The sequence below is a fragment of the Streptomyces sp. NPDC047917 genome, assembly GCF_043204345.1.
In the GTDB taxonomy this organism is placed as follows: domain Bacteria; phylum Actinomycetota; class Actinomycetes; order Streptomycetales; family Streptomycetaceae; genus Streptomyces; species Streptomyces sanglieri.
Genome location: NZ_JBIDCA010000003.1, coordinates 58,791 through 79,715 on the forward strand (window position 1 = coordinate 58,791; position 20,925 = coordinate 79,715).

The window sequence follows — 20,925 nt, forward strand, 5'->3', positions numbered from 1 at the left end:
TCCGCGTGGCCTCGGGCCACTGCCACGTACCGGGTGTCCGTGTTGCGGCCCGCGCGGTGCCGCGGCAACCTGCCTCCCGGCGCCGCGCCAGGGCGTGGTGCGGCATTTGCCCCCGGAGGAGTTGCCCCCGGAACAGCCGATGGACGAGCACGGCGAAGGGACTGTTTATCGTCAGGCAGACGACTATGATCACCGCATGCCGCGCTACGACCCGTCGACCTTCCCGCCCTTCGCTGTCACCGTCGACCTGGTCGTGCTCACGGTGCGCCGCCACGCGCTCTGCGCGCTGGTGGTACGCCGTGGTGAGCCACCGTTCCAGGGGCGATGGGCACTGCCCGGCGGGTTCGTCAAAGCCGATGAGGATCTCGGAGCCGCAGCAGCGCGCGAACTGGTCGAGGAGACCGGCCTGTGCGCGCAGGATCCGTCGGCCCCGGCGGTCGGCAACGGTGCCCACCTCGAACAGCTCGCCACCTACGGTGACCCCGGTCGTGACCCGAGGATGCGAGTCGTCAGCGTCGCCCACCTCGCCCTGGCGCCCGACCTGCCGGCCCCACGGGCCGGCGGCGATGCGAACAGCGCGCGATGGGCGTCCGTCGACGACCTGCTCGGAGCGGACGGGAGCTTCGGCCACGAGGCAGACAGTCAGACCGCGCTGGCCTTCGACCACGCGCAGATCCTTGCCGACGGGGTCGAACGCGCCCGCTCCAAGATCGAGTACTCCTCCCTGGCCACCGCCTTCTGCCCCCAGGAGTTCACGGTCGGCGAGCTCCGGAGGGTGTACGAGGCGGTGTGGGGAGTGGTTCTCGACCCGCGGAACTTCCATCGCAAGGTCACCGGCACGCCCGGCTTCCTGGTGCCCACCGGAGGTACGACCACGCGCCAGGGCGGTCGCCCGGCCCAGCTCTTCCGGGCCGGGGCCGCCACCGTGCTCAACCCTCCGATGCTGAGGCCGGAAGTCTGACCTCGCGGAACACCCACCAGGCTGGGGCTGCACAAAAAGTCGGATATGTCGGGTTATCTTTCCCTGGTACCCGCACTGCCGTCGAGCGGTCTCACCTTCCGCGAGGGAAGCGATGCTCCAGGCCATCGGACTCACCACCGCCCCCCGCCGCGGCCTTCGGGCCGCCGTGGACGATCTCACCTTCGAAGCCCGGCCCGGCCACGTCACCGCTCTTCTGGGTGCCCCCGGCTCGGGCAAGACGGCGGCCCTCCGCCTCATGCTGGAGCTCGACTCGGGGCGGGGGGTCACCTACTTCCGGGGCAGGCCGATGCATCGGATCCCGCATCCCGCGCGTGAAGTGGGTGTGCTGCTCGGAGACGTACCGGGCCATCCGGCCCGGACCGCTCGCGGCCAGCTCCGGATGCTCTGCGCCGCCGCGGGCGTACCCGCGACACGGGCCGATGAACTGCTCGATCTCGTAGGCCTGGCCGGGCTCGGTGACCAGCGCATCGGCGCCCTCTCGCTCGGCATGGACCGACGCCTCGCCCTCGCTTCGGCGCTGCTGGGCGATCCGCACACGCTCGTTCTCGACGATCCGACGGAGGGCCTCGCTCCGCGCGAGGGCTCTTGGCTGCACGGGTTGCTCCAGGCCCGCGCGGCCCGGGGCGGGACCGTTCTCTACTCCACGGCGGACCCCAGGGAGGCTGCCCGGACCGCCGACCGAGTGGTCACCATCGACGGTGGTCGCCTGGTCGCCGACCAGGACGGCGGCGACTTCTCCCGCACCCGTCTCCGTCCCCGGGTCGCGGTCCGGACCCCGCACGCGGCCCGCCTCGCGGCCGTCGTCAGCCGCGAGGCCCGGGCGGCCCGGCGCTCGGTCGAGGTGGTCACCGAAGCCGGCGGCCGTCTCGCCGTGTACGGCTCCACCTGCGCGGAGATCGGCGACACGGCGTTCCGGCACGGGCTTCCGGTGCACCAGCTGGCGGACGAGATCGGCGACACAGGTCCCACGGCGCCCGGGAACTCACCCGGGGGCTCGACGGATCCAGGATCCTCCAGAAGCCCCGCGGATCCCGAGGACCTCGCAGGCCCCGGCCCCGCAGCGCACGCCGGACGAGACGGCGGCGCGGGAGCTGAAGATCCGCGACCGGTCACGCGGGGATCGGCGCCGGAGTCGGCGCCTCCCATCCGGCGTCGCTCGGCCAGGGGCCCGATTCGGCCGCTGCGATACGAGTTGCGCCGTCTGTTCGGCGTCAGGACAACCACCTTGATCATGGCCGTTGTCCTGGTGGCCTCCGTCGGGCTCTCCGTGCTCCTCGCCCGTAATCCCCACGCGCCTCTGCCGAAAGTGCTGGCGGCCTGGCCGTCGCTGCTGCCGCTGCCGCCCGTGGCGGTCGGGGCCGGACTGCTCGGTGCCCTCTCGTTCGGCGACGAATTCCGCTACCCGGCGCTCGCGGCGGGCCGCGGCACGGTCCCCCGCCGTCTGGGGCTGCTTCTGGCCAAACTGGTGGTGTCCGCGGGCGTCGCGGTGGTGCTCGCCCTGGCCGTCGTCCTGGTCTCCGGGGAAACCCTTCGCCTCGTGTACGGCCATGACTGGATCCACGTACCGCCGAATTCCGTTTCGCTGGGTGTGAGTTGGGTGGCGCTGACCGTGGGCTGCGCCTGGGCGGGCCTCCTGGCTGCCGGAGTCTTCAGGGTGACTACGGCCGGTGTCGCCGCGGTACTTGCCGTCCCCGTACTGGTCGTACCGCTTGTCCAGCTGGTGCTGACGGGACCCGCGGTCCGTCCGGTCGCCGGGCTTCCGGTCAGGCTCCGTGGACTCATGTGGCCGCGCTGGCCGCACGAGACGGACCGCTGGATCGCACTGGTCGTGGACGTCGTGGCGCATCCGGTGGGCACCGCGATGGCGCTCTCGCTGTCGGTTCTGGTCTGCGCCTATCTGCTCACCGGCCTTCATGGCAGGGCCCGTTGGCGGTCGCAGAGGGCGGCCGGGTCGAGCCAAGCCTCATAACCCTGTTGAACGTGCCCGGTTTATACCAGTAAAGCGTCAATTGGGGGGCTGGCGCCGATCACCCTTTCGTGTGCTTTTCACCAAAGACCTCAAGAGCCGAGTGAGCTGCGCCGACAAAGGATGCGTGAGTACCCTTGCGCACACCATGATGACCGCCGCCCGCTCCGCCGATTCCGGCCTCGCCGGCCCGGGTGAAATCGATCGCTACCCGTACGCGGAGGCGCCTGCCGGCGAGCGGGCCGCTCTTCGTTCCTGGGACGGCCCCGACGCCGACCTCGGTCGGATGAGCCGGCGGGGCTCGGCCAGTCGGGGCCGCGGCCTCCACGGCCAACTCGTTCAGCAGCTGGGTCAGATGATCGTCTCCGGCGACCTGGGTGCCGACCGCCCCCTCGTACCGGAGGAGATCGGCCAGCGTTTCGAGGTCTCCCGCACCGTCGTACGTGAATCGCTGCGTGTCCTGGAGGCCAAAGGCCTGGTCAGCGCCCGGCCCAACGTGGGTACCCGGGTCCGTCCCGTCAGCGACTGGAACCTGCTGGACCCCGACATCATCGAATGGCGCGCCTTCGGCCCCCAGCGCGAGGACCAGCGCCGCGAGCTCGGCGAGCTCCGCTGGACGATCGAGCCACTCGCGGCCCGTCTCGCCGCGGGCCACGGCCGCGAGGACATTCAGCAGCGCCTCGGCGACATGGTCGAGATCATGGGGCACGCGGTCGGGCAGGGTGACGCGATCACCTGTTCCCGGGCCGACGCGGAGTTCCACTCCCTGCTCATCCAGGCGGCCGGCAACCGCATGCTGGAGCACCTCTCCGGCATCGTCTCCGCGGCGCTGCAGGTCTCGGGCGGCCCGATCACGGGCTGTGACCGCCCCGGTGAGGCCTCCCTCGGCCACCACGCCCGGATCGTCGACGCCCTTGCGTCCGGTGACGCCGCGGGCGCCGAATCGGCCATGCGGCAGCTGCTCGTCGTCCACCCCGAGGTGGAGCGTGTGGTGCCCGCGCCCCGCGAGCACTGAGCGCAACACGGCCGGGGTCTGTGAACCGCGTGTCGCCGGGCCGACACGGTCCGGCGGCGCAGTTGTGGGGAATTCGTACCCTTGGTCAGGTTCATCGCAAATGAGGTGTGACTCGGGCCACGCGGATTGGGCGTAACACTCCTCGAAACAGTGCGATGACTTAAGAGGTGACCGCCGCGGAAGGAATACAGCAGCCATTCAGTGCGCTGTGCAGTTCTGAGGCCAAACCCGCGCCGCCGGTACATTCCCAGCCCGGCGGTCGTCGGCTCCAGTCCTCTCCAGGACAGGGCCGGAAGCCGTTTCCATCGTTCCGAGAGGTTGTTCGTGTCGGCCAGCACATCCCGTACGCTCCCGCCGGAGATCGCCGAGTCCGAGTCTGTGATGGCGCTCATCGAGCGGGGAAAGGCTGATGGGCAGATCGCCGGCGATGACGTGCGTCGGGCCTTCGAGGCTGACCAGATTCCGCCAACCCAGTGGAAGAATGTTCTGCGCAGCCTCAACCAGATCCTCGAGGAAGAGGGTGTGACGCTGATGGTCAGTGCCGCGGAGCCGTCCAAACGTGCCCGCAAGAGCGTCGCAGCGAAGAGCCCGGTCAAGCGCACCGCCACCAAGACTGTCGCGGCCAAGACAACCGTGACCAGGACGGTCGCGGCCACTGCCGCCCCGTCGGCAGAGACCGTGGACGTGGTGGCCGATGACGCTGCCACGGCCGGCCCTGCGAAGAAGGCGGCAGCCAAGAAGACGGCTGCCAAGAAGACCGCCGTGAAGAAGACGGCGGCCAAGAAGACGGCATCGAAGAAGTCCGGAAAGCAGGACGACGAGCTCCTCGACGGCGACGAGGCGGTCGAGGAAGTAAAGGCCGGCAAGGGCGAGGAAGAGGAGGGCGAGGGCGAGAACAAGGGCTTCGTCCTCTCCGACGACGACGAGGACGACGCACCCGCGCAGCAGGTCGCCGTCGCCGGCGCCACCGCCGACCCGGTCAAGGACTACCTGAAGCAGATCGGCAAGGTTCCCCTCCTCAACGCCGAGCAGGAGGTCGAGCTCGCCAAGCGCATCGAGGCCGGTCTGTTCGCCGAGGACAAGCTGGCGAATTCCGACAAGCTCGCTCCGAAGCTCAAGCGCGAGCTGGAGATCATCGCCGAGGACGGCCGCCGCGCCAAGAACCACCTGCTGGAGGCCAACCTCCGTCTCGTGGTGTCGCTGGCCAAGCGCTACACCGGCCGCGGCATGCTCTTCCTGGACCTCATCCAGGAGGGCAACCTCGGTCTGATCCGCGCGGTCGAGAAGTTCGACTACACCAAGGGCTACAAGTTCTCCACGTACGCCACCTGGTGGATCCGTCAGGCGATCACCCGCGCCATGGCCGACCAGGCCCGCACCATCCGTATTCCGGTGCACATGGTCGAGGTCATCAACAAGCTCGCCCGTGTGCAGCGCCAGATGCTCCAGGACCTGGGCCGTGAGCCCACGCCGGAGGAGCTGGCCAAGGAACTCGACATGACCCCGGAGAAGGTCATCGAGGTCCAGAAGTACGGTCGTGAGCCGATCTCCCTCCACACCCCGCTGGGTGAGGACGGGGACAGCGAGTTCGGTGACCTGATCGAGGACTCCGAGGCGGTCGTCCCGGCCGACGCGGTCAGCTTCACGCTCCTCCAGGAGCAGCTGCACTCGGTCCTCGACACGCTCTCCGAGCGTGAGGCCGGTGTGGTCTCGATGCGCTTCGGCCTCACCGACGGTCAGCCGAAGACCCTGGACGAGATCGGCAAGGTCTACGGCGTGACGCGCGAGCGCATCCGTCAGATCGAGTCGAAGACCATGTCGAAGCTGCGCCACCCGTCGCGTTCGCAGGTGCTGCGCGACTACCTCGACTAGGTCGCAGGAGTACACGGACCGAGGGCCCGGATCCCATTGGGGGAGCCGGGCCCTCGGCCTATCAACGCGTGCGGTCGGCGACCGGCGGCATGACTCTGGGTGGGAATGGTTCACCACAGAGTCAGGAGCCCGCATGTCCCGTACCGTCTTCCGCACTCTGACCGGGGCGTTCGCCCTGGTCGCCGCCACGGCCCTGATACCGCTCGGATCTCCCGCCAGGGCGGCCGAGGGCGGCATAGTCATCGGTGGTCAGCCGGCACACGTCAAGGACAGCCCCTGGGTCGTGGCGCTCTCCAGCCGTGACCGGTTCGGGGACGCTCGCGCCGGCCAGTTCTGCGGCGGTGTCATGGTGGCGCCGAAGAAGGTGCTGACCGCTGCGCACTGCCTGAGCCGCGAGGCGCTCGGCGTCGATGTCGGCAGTGTGCGCGATCTGCGGATCATCGCGGGCCGCGACGCTCTGCGCGGGACCGGGGGGCAGGAGATACCCGTGCGGGAGACCTGGACCAATCCGGGATTCAACCCCGCCACGAACGCGGGGGATCTGGCCGTGCTCACCCTCGCCGACGCGCTTCCCGGGAAGAGCGTGATCCCGATGGCCGAAAAAGGCGATGAGGCGTACGCACCGGGCACCGCGGCGGTCGTCTACGGATGGGGCGACACGACGGGCAACGGCGACTACGCGCCGGCGCTGCGGTCCGCGGAGGTGAGCGTTCTGCCCGACACCGCGTGCGCGCAGGCCTACCCGGGCGGCAGGAACGGCACGTACGACGCCTCAGCGATGCTCTGTGCGGGCGAACTGCTCGGCGGGTACGACGCATGCCAGGGCGACAGCGGCGGGCCGCTGGTGGCCCGTGGGAGGCTCATCGGACTGGTGTCCTGGGGGAACGGCTGCGCCAGGGCGGGAAGCCCCGGGGTGTACACGCGGATCTCCGCCGCGATCGGCTGGATGCCGGAAGGCAGCTGAACGACACCACCACGAAGGTACGAGAACGGGCGGCCCCCCTTGGGGAGCCGCCCGTCGGCAGGTCCGGGACCCGGCCCTTGCTCGTCGTGGATGCGAGGTGTCAGTGTTGTTCCTCTTCGGCGGCTTGGGCCTGCACAGCCGTGAGCCGGTCCGTCTCATCCTGTATTTCCGCGGCGATCTTCTTGAGTTCCGGCTCGAACTTGCGACCGTGGTGGGCGCAGAAGAGCAGTTCACCGCCGCTGATCAGGACGACGCGCAGATATGCCTGGGCGCCGCAACGGTCACAGCGGTCTGCTGCGGTCAGCGGGCTCGCGGGGGTCAGAACAGTAGTCACGTCGCCTCTTCTCTAGCTCGACGAGCTGTCGTACCAGGGTCAACATCCAACCAGGCCGAAAACGTTCCCGCTCGTGGCTTTTCTTCGAAACTTCTTCTCAAGATGGCTGTCTGTTGCCGGTTGGCGGCGAATGTGCCGTATTGCGGAGCGCTACGGTTTCGCATTGCTTGTCTTGGTGGGATCCTCCCGGCTGGCTTGCCGGTTCGTTCATGAGGACGTGCCCGGAGCCTAAATGGTTCATGCCTGGAAGGGAACGTGATGTTCGCGTCACTCCTGCGAGGGATCGAACGTGCATGCGAGGCTGGACTAGTGTGAGGGTTGTCGGAGGGTGGCGGTACAACCGCTCTACCAGGCCTCGGTACCCTCTCAGCGGCAACCGAAGCCGAGCCCGTTACCCACTTGGGCCCCAAATGAAATTCAGCGAGGAGCGAACCGCGTGACCGCCGATACGTCCGTGCCGTCCACTGCGCTGCTGACCGGAGCAGACCGAGACGGTTCCAACTACACCGCGCGGCATCTGCTCGTACTCGAGGGGCTCGAAGCGGTTCGCAAGCGCCCCGGGATGTACATCGGGTCCACCGACAGCCGCGGTCTCATGCACTGCCTCTGGGAGATCATCGACAACTCCGTCGACGAGGCCCTGGGTGGTTACTGCGATCACATCGAGGTGATCCTCCACGACGACAATTCCGTGGAGGTCCGGGACAACGGGCGGGGCATCCCCGTCGACGTCGAGCCCAAGACGGGCCTGTCCGGCGTCGAGGTCGTGATGACCAAGCTGCACGCCGGCGGAAAGTTCGGCGGCGGTTCCTACGCGGCGTCCGGCGGTCTGCACGGCGTCGGCGCCTCCGTCGTCAACGCGCTCTCCGCCCGGCTCGACGTCGAGGTCGACCGCAGCAGTGCGACGCACTCGATCAGCTTCCGGCGTGGAGTCCCGGGGATCTTCACCGAGCAGGGGCCGGACAGCCCGTTCGACCCGGCCAACGGCCTGCTCAAGGGCAAGCGGGTACCGAAGACGCGCACCGGCACCAGGGTGCGCTACTGGGCGGACCGGCAGATCTTCCTCAAGGACGCCAGGCTCAACCTGGAGACGCTTTACCAGCGGGCACGGCAGACGGCCTTCCTCGTTCCGGGGCTCACGATCGTCGTCCGCGACGAGCGGGGGCTCGACGGCGAGGGCAAGACCGAGGAGACCTTCCGCTTCGACGGCGGCATCAGTGAGTTCTGCGAGTACCTGGCCCAGGACAAGGCGGTCTGCGACGTCCTGCGCCTGACCGGGCAGGGCACTTTCAAGGAGACCGTGCCGGTCCTGGACGAGCGCGGTCACATGACGGCGACCGAGGTCACGCGTGAGCTCGCGGTCGACATCGCCCTGCGCTGGGGCACCGGGTACGACACCAACCTCAAGTCGTTCGTCAACATCATCGCCACTCCCAAGGGCGGCACGCATGTGACCGGATTCGAGCGCTCCGTGACCAGGACGGTCAACGAGGCGCTGCGCTCCGCCAAGCTGCTGCGCGTCGCCGAGGACGACATCGTCAAGGACGACGCGCTGGAGGGCCTCACCGCGGTGGTCACCGTCCGTCTGGCCGAGCCGCAGTTCGAGGGCCAGACCAAGGAGGTACTCGGCACCTCGGCGGCCAACCGGATCGTCGCCAACGTCGTGGCCAAGGAGCTCAAGGCGTTCCTGACCTCGACGAAGCGCGATGCCAAGGCCCAGGCCAGGGCCGTCCTGGACAAGGCCGTCGCGGCCGCGCGGACCCGCATCGCGGCCCGCCAGCACAAGGACGCCCAGCGTCGCAAGACTGCACTTGAGTCCTCCTCGCTCCCGGCGAAGCTCGCCGACTGCCGCAGCGACGACGTGGACCGCAGTGAGCTCTTCATCGTCGAGGGCGACTCCGCGCTCGGTACGGCGAAGCTCGCCCGGAACAGCGAGTTCCAGGCGCTGCTGCCGATCCGGGGCAAGATCCTCAACGTCCAGAAGGCCTCCGTCTCGGACATGCTGAAGAACGCCGAGTGCGGCGCGATCATCCAGGTCATAGGAGCCGGGTCCGGACGGACCTTCGACATCGACGCGGCCCGCTACGGGAAGATCGTCCTGCTGGTGGACGCCGATGTCGACGGCGCGCACATCCGCGTTCTGCTGCTGACGCTCTTCCAGCGGTACATGCGGCCCATGGTCGAGGCCGGACGGGTCTTCGCAGCGGTGCCGCCGCTGCATCGGATCGAACTGGTCCAGCCGAAGAAGGGCCAGGACAAGTACATCTACACGTACTCGGACAACGAGCTGCGCCAGCGCCTGCTGGAGCTCCAGCGCAAGAACGTCCGGTACAAGGACTCGATCCAGCGTTACAAGGGCCTGGGCGAGATGGACGCCGACCAGTTGGCGGAGACCACGATGGATCCGCGCCACCGCACCCTGCGGAGGATCAACATCGGAGACCTGGAGGCGTCCGAGCAGGTCTTCGATCTGCTGATGGGCAATGAGGTGGCGCCGCGCAAGGAGTTCATCACCAGCTCCGCCGCCACGCTGGACCGCTCGCGCATCGACGTCTGATCGACGCCGTCTCCACCCACGGGTGGAGACGGCATCTCCACCCGTGATCAACCCCTGAGCCGATGCTCCGATCCGGCCGCTTCCGTAGCGTCGAAGGCGTTCACCTTCCCGCACATCGGAGGTACTCATGTCAGGGCTCGTCAACGTCCTGGTGATCGGCGCAGTGATCGCTGTCGTCGTCTTCCGCCAGTGCTCGGCACAGCGGATCACGGACGACCGGCGCTGGTGGGTTCTGCCGGGAATACTCCTTGTCCTGTCGCTGCGCGAACCCGGGTTGGTGGATCAGCGTCACGCCGTGCTGTCCGCAGCGGTCCTGGGCGCCGAGGTGGTGGTGGGGCTCGTGACGGGCGCCGGCTGGGCCTGGACCATCCGGCTGTGGCGCGAGGCGGACGGCTCGCTGTGGAGCAGGGGCACCAAGGCCACCGCCTTCGTCCTGGTAGGTGGTCTGGCGCTGCGGGCGGCCCTCTACGGGGCCGGCGCGCTGATGGGTATACATCAGGGCACCGCGGCCCTGCTGGCGGCACTCGCGGTGATGCTGGCAGCGCGTGGTGGTGCGCTGATGTGGCGGGCTGGGCAGATGCGTCCGGCGTACGGTGACTCCGTGCGCGGCGACTTCATGCGCGGCGGCTCCACGCATGGTGGCTCCTCATACGGCGGCTCTGTGCATGGCGAACCCCCGTACGGTGGCTCCGGCGACAGGGCGACGTCGCGGCCGACGTGGAAGGACCGCGTGTGACGACGCGTACGACCTGGACCAGCTGGCCGTCCTGGGAAGCCCTGTCGGGAACGAGCCGTACGCGGCCGCGAAAGCTGATCACCTGGTCCGTCCGGGTGGGGCTGCTCACCGCGATGCTCTGGGGCACCTTCAGCGGTGGACAGTTCGGGCCCTGGGAGATCGTGCTCGGCCTGGTGGGCCTACTGGGCTGTGCGTTCGCTGCCTGGGCGTTCTTCCGGACCAGCCTGGAACACCGGCTGTGGCCCTCGATGGGGCTGCTGGCGCTGTTGATGCTGGTGGCGTTCGGGGCGCAGCAGGCCGGTGCCTATGTGCCCGCGGTGATCCTCTGGAGCGGTTGCGCGATCGCCGCGCTGGAGCGGCTGCCGCTCACCGCGGGCCTCCCGGCCACGGCCGTCGCCCTCGGCGCCTACGCCGTGGTCAACACCGATGGCTGGCTCTCCACCGCCATGTCCACAGTGGGTCTCTCGCTGGCGGGTTACGTGCTCCGGTTGGATGCCGAGGCCCGGGGGAACGCACAGCGGCTCCTGGTGCAGGAGCGTGCGGCACGCAAGGCCGAGGCCGAGACGGCCGCGCTGGACGAGCGGGCCAGGATCGCCCGGGAGATACACGATGTGCTCGCACACAGCCTCTCCGCTCAGCTGGTGCATCTGGAGGCGGCGCGGCTGCTGATCGAGCGGGAGCCCGCGGGGGAGTTCCGGGACCAGGTGCTGGAACGGGTCGTGGCAGCGCGTGCCATGGCGCGTGAAGGACTTTCGGAGACCAGGCAGGCCCTCTCCGCGCTCCGGGGGGAGGTGTCTCCGGTGGAAGAGTTCCTGCAGCAGTTGGTGGCCACGGATCCGGCGCAGGTCAGTGTGGAGGGGGAGCAGCGGACGCTGACCGCCGAGGCGTCACAGACGGTCCGGAGGGTGGCACAGGAGGCCCTGACCAATGTGCGCAAGCACGCGCCGGGGGCCAGGGTGCGCGTGAGGCTGGAGTATCTGCCGGACGAAGTCGCCCTGGAGGTCAGCGATTCGGGTGGACGAAGACCCGGGGGAGAGCTGTCCGGCAGTGGCTCCGGATACGGTCTGCTCGGGATGAGGGAACGGGCCGAGCTGATGGGCGGGACGCTGGAGGCCGGCCCCGGCGAGGAGGGTTTTGTGGTGAGTCTGCGGGTGCCGGCGTGAACGCACGGGTCGTGGTCGCCGATGACCAGTCGGTGGTGCGTGAGGGGATTGTGATGCTGCTGGGGTTGCTGCCCGGGATCGAGGTGGTCGGGTCGGCGAAGGACGGGGAGGAGGCCGTGGAGCTCGTGGCCGAACTGGCCCCCGATGTCGTTCTGATGGATCTGCGGATGCCCCGGTGCGACGGGGCGGAGGCGACACGGCGGATCCGCAGGGACCATCCGGGGACGCAGGTGGTGGTGCTCACGACTTTCGCGGACGACGACTCGCTTTTTCCCGCGCTGCAGGCCGGAGCCCGCGGCTACCTCACCAAGGACGCCGGGGGCGAGGAGATCGTACGGGCCGTCCAGGCCGTGCTGTCCGGCGAGGCCGGCCTCTCGCCGAGCGTGCAGCGTCGTCTGCTGGAGCGAGTGACCGCGGGCCCGCAGTCACCGCCGACGGCATCGGATCCGCAGCTGCCCGACGGCCTGACGCCACGTGAGCTGGAGGTGCTGGTGCTGATCGCGGACGGCCTGTCCAATCTGGAGATCGCCCGCAGCCTGAACATCTCGCAGGCCACCGTGAAGAGCCACATCAACAACCTCTTCGCCAAGGCCGGGGTGCGCGACCGGGCACAGGCCGTGCGCTACGCGTATGTTCGGGGCCTCGCACAGCCGCCCGGATGAGCCATCACCTGAAGAGGTGAAGACCGGCGAATGAAGCGCCCGGGATCTTCCCGATCTGCCCATTCTTGGGTACACGGCCGAAGTGGTCCGTGGACAAGGGGAGTTGTTCCGTGGAGAAGGAAGCAGGGCGTGAGGCCGCAGCGATGCGACTCGACGACCCGTGGTACGACGCGCCGGCCTCCGGATGGGGCGAGCTGGACGGTGCGGGGGGCTTCGCTCCCGCCGGACCACCCGGGCCCGTGGACCCGCGGCGCGGCCACAGCGCGGCCGACATCTATCTGGAGGTGCAGCGCAGCGAGGCGTTCCAGGAAGTGCGCCGCCGGTACCGGCGGTTCGTCGTCCCCGCCAGCCTCGCCTTCCTCGTCTGGTACCTCGTCTATGTCGTCGCCGCGATCACCGCGCCCGGACTGATGGCCCGTCCGGTGGCGGGGGCAGTCAATGTGGCGATGGTCGCGGGGCTCGGGCAGTTCCTCACGACCTTCCTCCTCACCGGCGCGTACGCGCGCCACGCGCGACTGCGCCGCGACCGGGCCGCACTCGAACTGCGCTGGGAGACACAGGAGATGACGAGGGGGGCCGGACGTTGAACGGGAACCATCAGACGCTGGCGCTCCTGCTGTTCAGCGCCTTCATCGCGGTGACGCTCGCCATCACCACCTGGGTGAGTCGTAACCGCCACGGTTCGGCCGAGGAGTTCTACGCGGGCGGCCGCCTGTTCTCCCCCATGGAAAACGGTTTCGCCATCGCGGGCGACTACATGTCGGCCGCCTCCTTCCTCGGCATCTCCGGTCTGATCGCCCTCTTCGGCTACGACGGCATGCTCTACTCGGTCGGCTTCCTCGTCGCCTGGCTCGTCGTGCTGCTGCTCGTCGCGGAACTGGTGCGCAACTGCGGCCGGTTCACTCTCGCCGACGTGGTGGCGGCGAGGATGGCGGAGCGTCCGGTCCGGATCGCGGCGGGCACTTCGTCCGTCACCGTCTCCGTGCTCTATCTGGTGGCGCAGATGGTGGGTGCGGGCAGCCTGGTCGCGCTGCTTCTCGGCGGTACGAGCGGCGCCGCCCGCTCCTGGACGGTCATCGGTGTCGGGGCACTCATGGTCGTCTATGTGTCGCTCGGCGGGATGCGCGCCACCACCTGGATCCAGATCGTGAAGGCCGTTCTGCTGATGGCGGGAGCGGTCGTGCTCACCGTTCTCGTCCTGCTCCGCTTCCACGGCGATTTCAACGCCCTGCTCAACTCCGCCGCCGAACGGAGCGGGCACGGAAGCCGGTTCCTGGCGCCGGGTCTCCGGTACGGCGGATCGTGGACCGCGCGCATCGACTTCGTCAGCCTGGGGCTGGCCCTGGTGCTCGGTACCGCTGGGCTGCCGCACATCCTGTCGCGCTTCTACACCGTGCCCACCGCCCGTGCGGCCCGCCGTTCGGTCGTCTGGTCGATCGGGCTCATCGGCAGCTTCTATCTGATGACGATCGCCCTCGGGTTCGGGGCGGCCGCCCTGGTCGGTTCCGCCGATGTGCGGGCGTCCAACGCCGCAGGCAACACCGCGATCCCGCTGCTGGCCATGGAACTGGGCGGCGGCGAGGGGTCCACCGGGGGAGCGATCCTGTTCGCCGTGGTCGCCGCGGTCGCCTTCGCGACCATCCTCGCGGTCGTCGCGGGAATCACCCTCGCCTCGTCCGCCTCCGTGGCCCACGACCTCTACGCCTCGATCAGGCGCCCGGGCTCCAAGCAGTACAGCGAGGTCGCCGTGGCCAGGGTGGCCGCGGCCGCGATCGGGCTGGCCGCCATCGGGCTCGGGCTGATCGCCCAGAATCTGAATGTGGCGTTCCTGGTGGGACTCGCTTTCGCCGTCGCAGCCTCGGCCAACCTTCCGGTGCTCCTGTACTCCCTGTTCTGGCGGAACTTCACCACCCGGGGAGCGGTCTGGTCCGTCTACGGCGGACTGATTCCGGCCGTGCTGCTCGTGCTGCTCTCCCCGGTCGTCTCCGGCAGCCCCGCCTCGCTCTTCCCGGGCGTCGACTTCCAGTTCTTCCCGCTGGAGAACCCCGGACTGGTCTCCATCCCCCTGGGCTTCCTGGCCGGCTGGGTCGGAACGGTCACCTCCACCGATCCGCCCGACGAGGCCAAGCACGCGGAGACCGAGGTCCGCGCACTGACCGGCGCGGGCGCGGTGTAGACCCCTGTCCGGCGGATCATGCGACCGTTCGGCCGAGGGTACGACCACTCGACGGTGATCAACGGGGAGGCTGTCCAGGTCGAGGCCGATTCCGACGTTTCGAATCCACTGGCCCTGCGACTCACCCCGGGCCGCCGGCGCGACGTCCGGGTATCAGTTTCAGTGCCGGTTCCGGTTCCAAAGCCGGTTCCGGATCCTGCCCCGGGCGGCAACTGCCGGAACCGCGGGCAGAATGCAGCTCACGGAAAGCCGCGGCCCCCCGTGAAGGACCGCAGTGATCCGTGGACCGCCGGACACCTCCTGGCCGGACGGTGTCAGGTCTGGGTGCCGGTTGACCAGGTGTAGCGGTGTTCCGGGCGGCCCGTCTCGCCGTACCGCAGCGTCAGCCGCACCCTGCCGGTCCGCTCCAGCAGCTTCAGGTAGCGCTGGGCGGTCTGCCTGCTCATGCCGGCGCTCTCCGCGATCTCCTGTGCGGACAGCGGACCCTCCGCGTTGCGGAGCGCCTGCCTGACCAGTTCCGCCGTGGTCGGCGAGTGGCCCTTGGGTAGATCGGGCTCGCCCGCCGCCCACAGGGCGCCGAAGAGCCGGTCCACCTCGCCCTGTTCGGCCTCGCCGCCGCGTTCCAGGGTGCGGCGCAGCGCCGCGTACGCCTCCAGCTTGGTGCGCAGCCCCGCGTACGTGAACGGCTTCACCAGGTACTGCAGTGCGCCGTACCGCATGGCCTCCTGCACGGTGGCGACATCGCGTGCCGCCGTCACCATGATCACGTCGGTGTGGTGGCCGCGCCGGCGCAGCTCACGCACCATGGCGAGGCCGCTGCGGTCGGGCATGTAGTGGTCCAGCAGCACCAGGTCCACGGGCCGGCCCTCGATCGTGGCGAGGGCTTCGGCGGCGGAGTGCGCCTGGGCGGCGACCCGGAATCCCGGCACCCGGGCGACATACGCCGCGTTGACCTTCGCGACCCGGATGTCGTCGTCCACGACCAGGACCTCGATCACTGAGCTTCTCCCGCGATACCGGTATTCGATTCGGTCATTTCCACCGTGTCGGTGAGGGCCTCCGGCAGTACGACGGTGAACTCGGCGCCGCCGTCCACGGCCTCGTCGACGCCGACGCTGCCACCCTGCCGTTGTGCCAGCCGCCGCACCAGGGCGAGGCCCAGGCCGCGCTTGCCGTGCGCCGGGACCTCCTTCGTCGACCAGCCCTCCGTGAAGATCGATTCACGCTGACCGGGCGGCACCCCGGGGCCGCTGTCGCTGACCCGCAGCACCACCGTACGGCCCTCGGCGCGCAGCCCCACCTCGACCAGCGCACCGTCCGCCCCGGCCGCCGCGTCCAGCGCGTTGTCCACCAGGTTGCCGACGACCGTGACCAGCCCGCGAGGATCGACCAGACGGTCCGGGAGCAGCGTTCCCGGGGCCAGGCGCAGTGCGGCACCGCGCTCCGCCGCCACGGTCGCCTTGCCGACCAGGAGCGCGGCCAGCAGTGGATCGTGCACCTTCTCGGTGACCTGTTCGGCGGTCGCCCGGTGGACGCCCACGATCTCGGTGACGTACTCCATGGCGTCCTCGTGCATGTCCAGTTCCAGCAGCCCCAGGAGCGTGTGCATCCGGTTGGCGTGCTCGTGGTCCTGGGCCCGAAGCGCGTCGATCAGGCCGCGCGTCGAGTCGAGCTCGCGGCCCAGGTGTTCGAGTTCGGTGCGGTCGCGGAGGGTGGCGACGGCGCCGCCGTCGTCGGTCGGCATCCGGTTGGCGAGCAGGACCCGGGCACCCTGCACCGTCAGCAGATCATCGCCCAGCACCCGGCCCGCCAGCACATCGGCCGTCCGGCCCGTGCCGAGCACCGCGTCCAGCGGGCGGCCCGCCGCATCGGGACCGAGCCCGAGCAGCCGCTGCGCCTCGTCGTTGAGCAGCCGGATCCGGCCCGTGCGGTCGAGGGCGACGACCCCTTCCCTGATGCCGTGCAGCATCGCCTCGCGCTCCGTGAGCAGTGCGGAGATGTCCGAGAACGCGAGGTCGTGGGTCTGCCGCTGAAGACGCCGGGAGATCAGGTAGGCGGCCAGCGCCCCGACGGCCAGAGCGCCCCCCGCGTAGGCGAACAGCCCGGGAATCGCGGCGAGGAGCCGGGCGCGCACACTGTCGTACGCGATCCCGACGGAGACCGCGCCCACGACGTGCCGCGACTCGTCGCGCAGCGGCACCTTCCCACGGGCGGAGCGGCCGAGCGTCCCGCTGTCGATCTCCATGACGTCGCGGCCCGCGAGGGCGTCGCTCGGGTCGGTGGAGACGACCTTGCCGATCTCGTCGGCGTCGGTGTGCGACCAGCGCACCCCGCGCCGGTCCATGACGACGACGTACTCGGCGCCGGTGGCGCGCCTGACCCGCTCGGCCGCGGACTGCACGGGACCGGTGGGGGAAGGGTCCGTGGCGAGCAGGGCCTCGGTGAGCTGCGGCTCGGCCGCGGTGCTCTGCGCGATGGCCAGGGCGCGGCGCATCGCCTGGTCGTCGAGCTGGGCGCTGAGCGGTGCCAGGAAGAGGCCGGTGGCGAGCACGGTGACACCGGTGGCGATGGCCAGCTGCATCAGCAGGACCTGGGAGAAGACCCGCTGCGGCCAGACGGACCGGCGTGCTCTCCTGGCGGTGGGCGGTGGGGCGCTCATCGTATGAACGGTAAAGGGCATTCCGGTGCTTTCCGAAATTCCCCTCGCACGAATTTCCCCTCGCGCGGACTCCCCTCGCACGAATTTCCCCTCGCGCGCCGTCGCTGCCGACCGACTAACTCGGCGGTTCGCCCGTGGCGGCGGGCAGCGGCTGTGGCGGCCGGGGCCCCGCGTACTGGCCGCTGGGGCGCATCCGCAGGGGCCGTTCGCCGTACTCCTCCAGGGCATGGGCGATCCAGCCGGCCGTGCGGGACACCGCGAACACCGTCTCGCCGGCCTCCGCGGACATGCCGCAGGAGACCGAGAGCACGGCGAGCGCCAGGTCGACATTGGCGTGCAGGGGAGTGTGCCGGGCCGTCGTGGAGACCACGTCGCGTGCCGCGGCGAGCGCCGCTGCCGCCTGCGGCACCTGTGCGAGCAGGGCGAACAGCGCCCGCGCCCGCGGGTCCTCGGCGGTGTAGAGCCGGTGGCCGAGCCCGGGCACCCTGCGTCCGGTTCGCAGATGGTCCGCGACCACCGGTACGGCGCTGCCGCGCTCCAGGACCTCGGTCAGCATCCGGTGCGCCAGCCCGCTCGCCGCCCCGTGCAACTGGCCCTCCAGGACACCGAGGCCCGCGGAGACCACCGCGTACGGATGGGCACGGGCGGACGCGGCGACCCTGGCGGCCAGCGTCGAAGCCGCGAGGTCGTGGTCGATCAGCAGGGCGAGGGCGGCGTCCAGCGCGGCGATCGACGGTTCATCGGCCGGTCGGGAAGTGAGCTTCGGCCACAGCCGCCGGGCCAGCCCGGCGTCGCCGGCCTCCGTACGCTCCTCGGCCCGCCCGGCCGCCGACGGTGCGTCCGCGGCCGGAGGAAGTGCGCCGACCAGGGTCGGGACGAGGCTCCGCGCGGCGGCGAGCACCGCCTCGTGCGAGAGGTCGAACCGGAGCGGATCGGCGGTCGACGAGGCGACCACCGCCACCCGCAACCGGTCGGTCGAGCCACTGTGCACGGGCAGCGCGCCGACCGCCCGGCGCGCCGCGGCCAGCGTCTCGTCCGGCGCCGTGAAGCGGACACCGGGCCGCAGCTCGCCGGTCCAGAGCCACTCGGCGACCTCTTCGTAGGCGTACCGCCGGGCCAGCTCGACCGCGTCGACCCCGCGGAAGTAGTAGGCGTTGTCCTCGATCAGCGTGATGCCGGTACGGAAGGCCAGGTCACCGGCAGCGGCGGGGGCGGGCGTCCGGCGGCCGGTGCGGCGGGCCAGCGCATCGACCTCGGCGGCGTCGAACGTGCTGCCGCGGCCGCCCGGGGCGCGGCTGCTGCTCAGCTGGCCCCGGCTGACGTACGCGTACACCGTCTCCGGCTTCACTCCGAGGCGTTCGGCCGTCTCCCGGGTGCTGAGCCGCTGCGGAACCGTCGCCCCCGGAACGTTGCCGGGCGCCGCTTGATCCTTCATGTCGCAACCGTATCTACATTGATTCAATCAACATTGACAGGATGACAGTCAAGCATGGAAGGTCTGAATCAATATGAATGAGTCCACCGGAACACTCACGGAGGAAGAGATGCCGACCACGACCGGCGGAGCCCCGCTCGACGTACCCCGAGGTCTCGCGGGCGTCGTCGTCACCGACACGGCTCTCGGCGACGTCCGGGGACGCGAGGGCTTCTACCACTACCGGCAGTACTCGGCGATCGAACTGGCCCGGACCCGCAGCTTCGAGGACGTCTGGTACCTGATGTCCGAGGGCGCGCTGCCCGATGCCGCGGCCCGTACCGGATTCGCCGCCCGTACCGCCGCGCTGCGCCGGCTGCCCGCCGGGGTCCGCGACGCGCTGCCCGCCATCGCACGTGCCGGTTCCGGACCCCTGGCCGGTCTGCGTACGGCCCTCTCGCTCCTCGGCGCCTCAGCAGGCTTCAAGCCGGTGTACGACATCGACGCAGCCGACCGCCGCGCCGACGCGCTGGCCGCCTGTGCCGCTGTCCCCACCGTGCTCACCGCCCTGCACCGCCTCGGCCGGGGCCTCGAACCGGTCGAACCTCGCGACGACCTGCCCCACGCCGCCAACTACCTCTACATGCTCACCGGCTCCGTACCGGACCCCGCCCGCGCCAGGGCCGTGGAGCAGTACCTGATCTCCACCGTCGACCACGGTTTCAACGCCTCGACATTCACCGCCCGCGTCGTCGCCTCCACCGGCGCCGACGTGGCGGCCTGCCTGGTGGCGGCCGTGGGCGCGCTCTCCGGGCCGCTGCACGGCGGAGCCCCCAGTCGGGCGCTCGACACCCTGGACGCCATCGGCACCCCCGACCGCATCGACGGCTGGATCCGTGAGCGGGTGCTCGCGGGCGAGCGGATCATGGGCTTCGGGCACCCCGTCTACCGCACCGAGGACCCCCGCTCACGGATGCTGCGGGAGATCGCCCAGGGCTTCGGCGGCCCGCTCGTCGACTTCGCCGTCGAGGTCGAGCGCCAGGTCGAGGCGATACTCGCCGAGCTCAAGCCGGGCCGGGAGCTGCACACCAACGTGGAGTTCTACGCCGGAGTCGTCATGGAGCTGTGCGGGCTGCCGCGCGAGATGTTCACGCCGACGTTCTGCGCGGCGCGGACGGTCGGCTGGAGCGCCAATATCCTGGAGCAGGCGGAGGACTCGAAGATCATCCGCCCGGCGGCCCGCTACGTCGGTACGCCCCCGCCCCAGCCGGTTCCCATGCCCTGAGGTCCCCGAGAGAGGTCACCGTTGAACGCGTCGTCCCCGCCCCGCAAGCAGCAGATCCCGGTCATCGTCCTCGCGGGGTTCCTGGGGTCGGGCAAGACGACGCTGCTCAACCACCTCCTGCGCAACCGCGCGGGAAGCCGGATCGGCGTGATCGTCAACGACTTCGGCGCCATCGAGATCGACGCCATGACAGTCTCCGGACAGGTCGGCTCCACGGTCTCGCTGGGCAACGGCTGCCTGTGCTGCGCGGTCGACGCGAGCGAACTCGACACCTTCCTGGAGACACTGACCGGGCCCGCCGCCCGTCTCGACGTGATCGTGATCGAGGCCAGCGGACTGGCCGAGCCGCAGGAACTCGTACGCATGATCCTCGCCAGCGAGAATCCGCACATCGTGTACGGGGGACTGGTCGAGGTCGTCGACGCCGCCGAGTTCGACGCCACCCGGGACCGCCATCCCGAGATCGACCGCCACCTCGCCGTCGCCGACCTCGTCGTCCTGAACAAGACCGACCGGGCCGGGCACGAGGAACAGGCCCGCATCCAGGGCGTCATCGCCGCGGCGGGCGCCCCCGGCCGTCCCGGGGCGGCCGTCATCCGTGCCACGTACGGACGCATCGACCCGGAGCTGCTCTTCGACCCGGCACTTCAGCCGGACGGCGAGGAGAAGGCCCGGCAGCTCACCTTTGAGGATCTGCTCCGGGACCGGAGCGAGGAGGAGGCGGGCGACGGCGGGCACGCGCACCACCTGCACGCCGCGTACGACAGCGTGTCCTTCACCGCGGACGTGCCCATGAACCCCCGCCGGCTGATGGCGTTCCTCGACTCCCGGCCGCAGGGCCTCTACCGGATCAAGGGGTTCGTCGACTTCGGCGTGGGCGACCGGGCCAACAAGTACGCCCTGCACGCGGTCGGCAGGTTCCTGCGGTTCGACCCGCAGCCCTGGGGGCGGGGCGAGCCACGCCGGACCCAGCTGGTGCTGATCGGTTCGGGCATCGCCCCCGACGCCCTGCACAAGGAGCTGGCCGACTGCCGCGAGAACGCCGCGCCGGCCCCGGACGCGACGCAGGACGCCGCACACGAGCGAAGCATGTGGGGCGTCCTGCGGTACGTGCAACGGCCCGACGACGACGCGTAGCAT

The 20,925-nt window shown here is 70.1% G+C and carries 17 protein-coding genes; 13 read left to right on the plus strand and 4 right to left on the minus strand.

Going from position 1 to position 20,925, the window contains the following annotated elements:
• The first annotated feature begins 196 nt into the window (after positions 1-196).
• The 5 genes from ACGF8B_RS07235 (at position 197) to ACGF8B_RS07255 (ending at position 6,799) form a co-directional block, all read left to right on the plus strand.
• Positions 197-961: an NUDIX domain-containing protein gene (locus ACGF8B_RS07235; protein ID WP_392735586.1), complete on the plus strand. Its 765-nt coding sequence runs from the start codon at positions 197-199 to the stop codon at positions 959-961.
• Between the two features lie 112 nt (positions 962-1,073).
• Positions 1,074-2,951, plus strand: a complete 1,878-nt coding sequence (locus ACGF8B_RS07240; protein WP_392735588.1) for an ATP-binding cassette domain-containing protein — start codon at positions 1,074-1,076, stop codon at positions 2,949-2,951.
• Between the two features lie 145 nt (positions 2,952-3,096).
• Complete coding sequence (locus tag ACGF8B_RS07245) at positions 3,097-3,963, plus strand: FadR/GntR family transcriptional regulator (protein ID WP_392736457.1); 867 nt, start codon at positions 3,097-3,099, stop codon at positions 3,961-3,963.
• A gap of 324 nt (positions 3,964-4,287) precedes the next feature.
• Positions 4,288-5,835: an RNA polymerase sigma factor gene (locus tag ACGF8B_RS07250; protein ID WP_259933791.1), complete on the plus strand. Its 1,548-nt coding sequence runs from the start codon at positions 4,288-4,290 to the stop codon at positions 5,833-5,835.
• 133 nt (positions 5,836-5,968) lie between these two features.
• Positions 5,969-6,799, plus strand: coding sequence for a S1 family peptidase (locus ACGF8B_RS07255; RefSeq protein WP_392735590.1), 831 nt, complete (start codon positions 5,969-5,971; stop codon positions 6,797-6,799).
• A gap of 100 nt (positions 6,800-6,899) precedes the next feature.
• On the opposite strand, the gene ACGF8B_RS07260 is transcribed toward ACGF8B_RS07255, so the two are convergent.
• Positions 6,900-7,133: a hypothetical protein gene (locus tag ACGF8B_RS07260; RefSeq protein ID WP_024489001.1), complete on the minus strand. Its 234-nt coding sequence runs from the start codon at positions 7,131-7,133 to the stop codon at positions 6,900-6,902.
• Between the two features lie 436 nt (positions 7,134-7,569).
• Between ACGF8B_RS07260 and ACGF8B_RS07265 the strand changes: the two genes are divergently transcribed.
• The 6 genes from ACGF8B_RS07265 to ACGF8B_RS07290 all read left to right on the plus strand — a co-directional run bounded on the left by ACGF8B_RS07265 (position 7,570) and on the right by ACGF8B_RS07290 (position 14,427).
• The gene (locus tag ACGF8B_RS07265; protein ID WP_392735592.1) at positions 7,570-9,690 is read left to right on the plus strand and encodes a type IIA DNA topoisomerase subunit B; all 2,121 of its coding nucleotides are present in this window, start codon (positions 7,570-7,572) and stop codon (positions 9,688-9,690) included.
• 127 nt (positions 9,691-9,817) lie between these two features.
• Positions 9,818-10,426, plus strand: coding sequence for a DUF1453 domain-containing protein (locus ACGF8B_RS07270; RefSeq protein ID WP_392735594.1), 609 nt, complete (start codon positions 9,818-9,820; stop codon positions 10,424-10,426).
• Complete coding sequence (locus tag ACGF8B_RS07275) at positions 10,423-11,589, plus strand: sensor histidine kinase (protein WP_392735596.1); 1,167 nt, start codon at positions 10,423-10,425, stop codon at positions 11,587-11,589. Before ACGF8B_RS07270 ends, ACGF8B_RS07275 begins: the two co-directional genes overlap by 4 nt.
• Positions 11,586-12,251 (plus strand): response regulator, encoded by a 666-nt coding sequence (locus ACGF8B_RS07280; RefSeq protein ID WP_392735598.1) that lies wholly within the window; start codon positions 11,586-11,588, stop codon positions 12,249-12,251. Before ACGF8B_RS07275 ends, ACGF8B_RS07280 begins: the two co-directional genes overlap by 4 nt.
• A 143-nt stretch (positions 12,252-12,394) precedes the next feature.
• On the plus strand, positions 12,395-12,838 hold the full coding sequence (locus ACGF8B_RS07285; protein WP_392736459.1) for a DUF485 domain-containing protein: 444 nt from the start codon (positions 12,395-12,397) through the stop codon (positions 12,836-12,838).
• Complete coding sequence (locus ACGF8B_RS07290) at positions 12,835-14,427, plus strand: cation acetate symporter (RefSeq protein ID WP_392735600.1); 1,593 nt, start codon at positions 12,835-12,837, stop codon at positions 14,425-14,427. Before ACGF8B_RS07285 ends, ACGF8B_RS07290 begins: the two co-directional genes overlap by 4 nt.
• A gap of 314 nt (positions 14,428-14,741) precedes the next feature.
• On the opposite strand, the gene ACGF8B_RS07295 is transcribed toward ACGF8B_RS07290, so the two are convergent.
• The 3 genes from ACGF8B_RS07295 to ACGF8B_RS07305 all read right to left on the minus strand — a co-directional run bounded on the left by ACGF8B_RS07295 (position 14,742) and on the right by ACGF8B_RS07305 (position 18,521).
• The gene (locus ACGF8B_RS07295; protein WP_392735602.1) at positions 14,742-15,425 is read right to left on the minus strand and encodes a response regulator; all 684 of its coding nucleotides are present in this window, start codon (positions 15,423-15,425) and stop codon (positions 14,742-14,744) included.
• Positions 15,422-17,086, minus strand: coding sequence for an ATP-binding protein (locus ACGF8B_RS07300; RefSeq protein WP_392735605.1), 1,665 nt, complete (start codon positions 17,084-17,086; stop codon positions 15,422-15,424). The genes ACGF8B_RS07295 and ACGF8B_RS07300 overlap by 4 nt, the downstream gene beginning before the upstream one ends.
• Positions 17,087-17,201: 115 nt before the next feature.
• A complete protein-coding gene (locus ACGF8B_RS07305; RefSeq protein WP_392735607.1) occupies positions 17,202-18,521 on the minus strand; it encodes a citrate/2-methylcitrate synthase in 1,320 nt (439 codons plus the stop codon).
• A 109-nt stretch (positions 18,522-18,630) separates the two neighbouring features.
• Here ACGF8B_RS07305 and ACGF8B_RS07310 point away from each other — a divergent pair, with 109 nt between their 5' ends.
• Together ACGF8B_RS07310 and ACGF8B_RS07315 are read left to right on the plus strand one after the other, a co-directional pair.
• Positions 18,631-19,785: a citrate synthase/methylcitrate synthase gene (locus ACGF8B_RS07310; protein ID WP_392735608.1), complete on the plus strand. Its 1,155-nt coding sequence runs from the start codon at positions 18,631-18,633 to the stop codon at positions 19,783-19,785.
• A 21-nt stretch (positions 19,786-19,806) separates the two neighbouring features.
• Positions 19,807-20,922, plus strand: a complete 1,116-nt coding sequence (locus ACGF8B_RS07315) for a CobW family GTP-binding protein (RefSeq protein ID WP_392735610.1) — start codon at positions 19,807-19,809, stop codon at positions 20,920-20,922.
• Positions 20,923-20,925: the final 3 nt, after the last annotated feature.

Coding starts and splice junctions, on each gene's coding strand:
- ACGF8B_RS07285 (WP_392736459.1), top strand. CDS start 12,395: ATGCGACTCGACGACCCGTGGTACGACGCGCCGGCCTCCGGATGGGGC.
- ACGF8B_RS07300 (WP_392735605.1), bottom strand. CDS start 17,086: ATGAGCGCCCCACCGCCCACCGCCAGGAGAGCACGCCGGTCCGTCTGG.
- ACGF8B_RS07270 (WP_392735594.1), top strand. CDS start 9,818: ATGTCAGGGCTCGTCAACGTCCTGGTGATCGGCGCAGTGATCGCTGTC.
- ACGF8B_RS07235 (WP_392735586.1), top strand. CDS start 197: ATGCCGCGCTACGACCCGTCGACCTTCCCGCCCTTCGCTGTCACCGTC.
- ACGF8B_RS07245 (WP_392736457.1), top strand. CDS start 3,097: ATGATGACCGCCGCCCGCTCCGCCGATTCCGGCCTCGCCGGCCCGGGT.
- ACGF8B_RS07255 (WP_392735590.1), top strand. CDS start 5,969: ATGTCCCGTACCGTCTTCCGCACTCTGACCGGGGCGTTCGCCCTGGTC.
- ACGF8B_RS07240 (WP_392735588.1), top strand. CDS start 1,074: ATGCTCCAGGCCATCGGACTCACCACCGCCCCCCGCCGCGGCCTTCGG.
- ACGF8B_RS07305 (WP_392735607.1), bottom strand. CDS start 18,521: ATGAAGGATCAAGCGGCGCCCGGCAACGTTCCGGGGGCGACGGTTCCG.
- ACGF8B_RS07310 (WP_392735608.1), top strand. CDS start 18,631: ATGCCGACCACGACCGGCGGAGCCCCGCTCGACGTACCCCGAGGTCTC.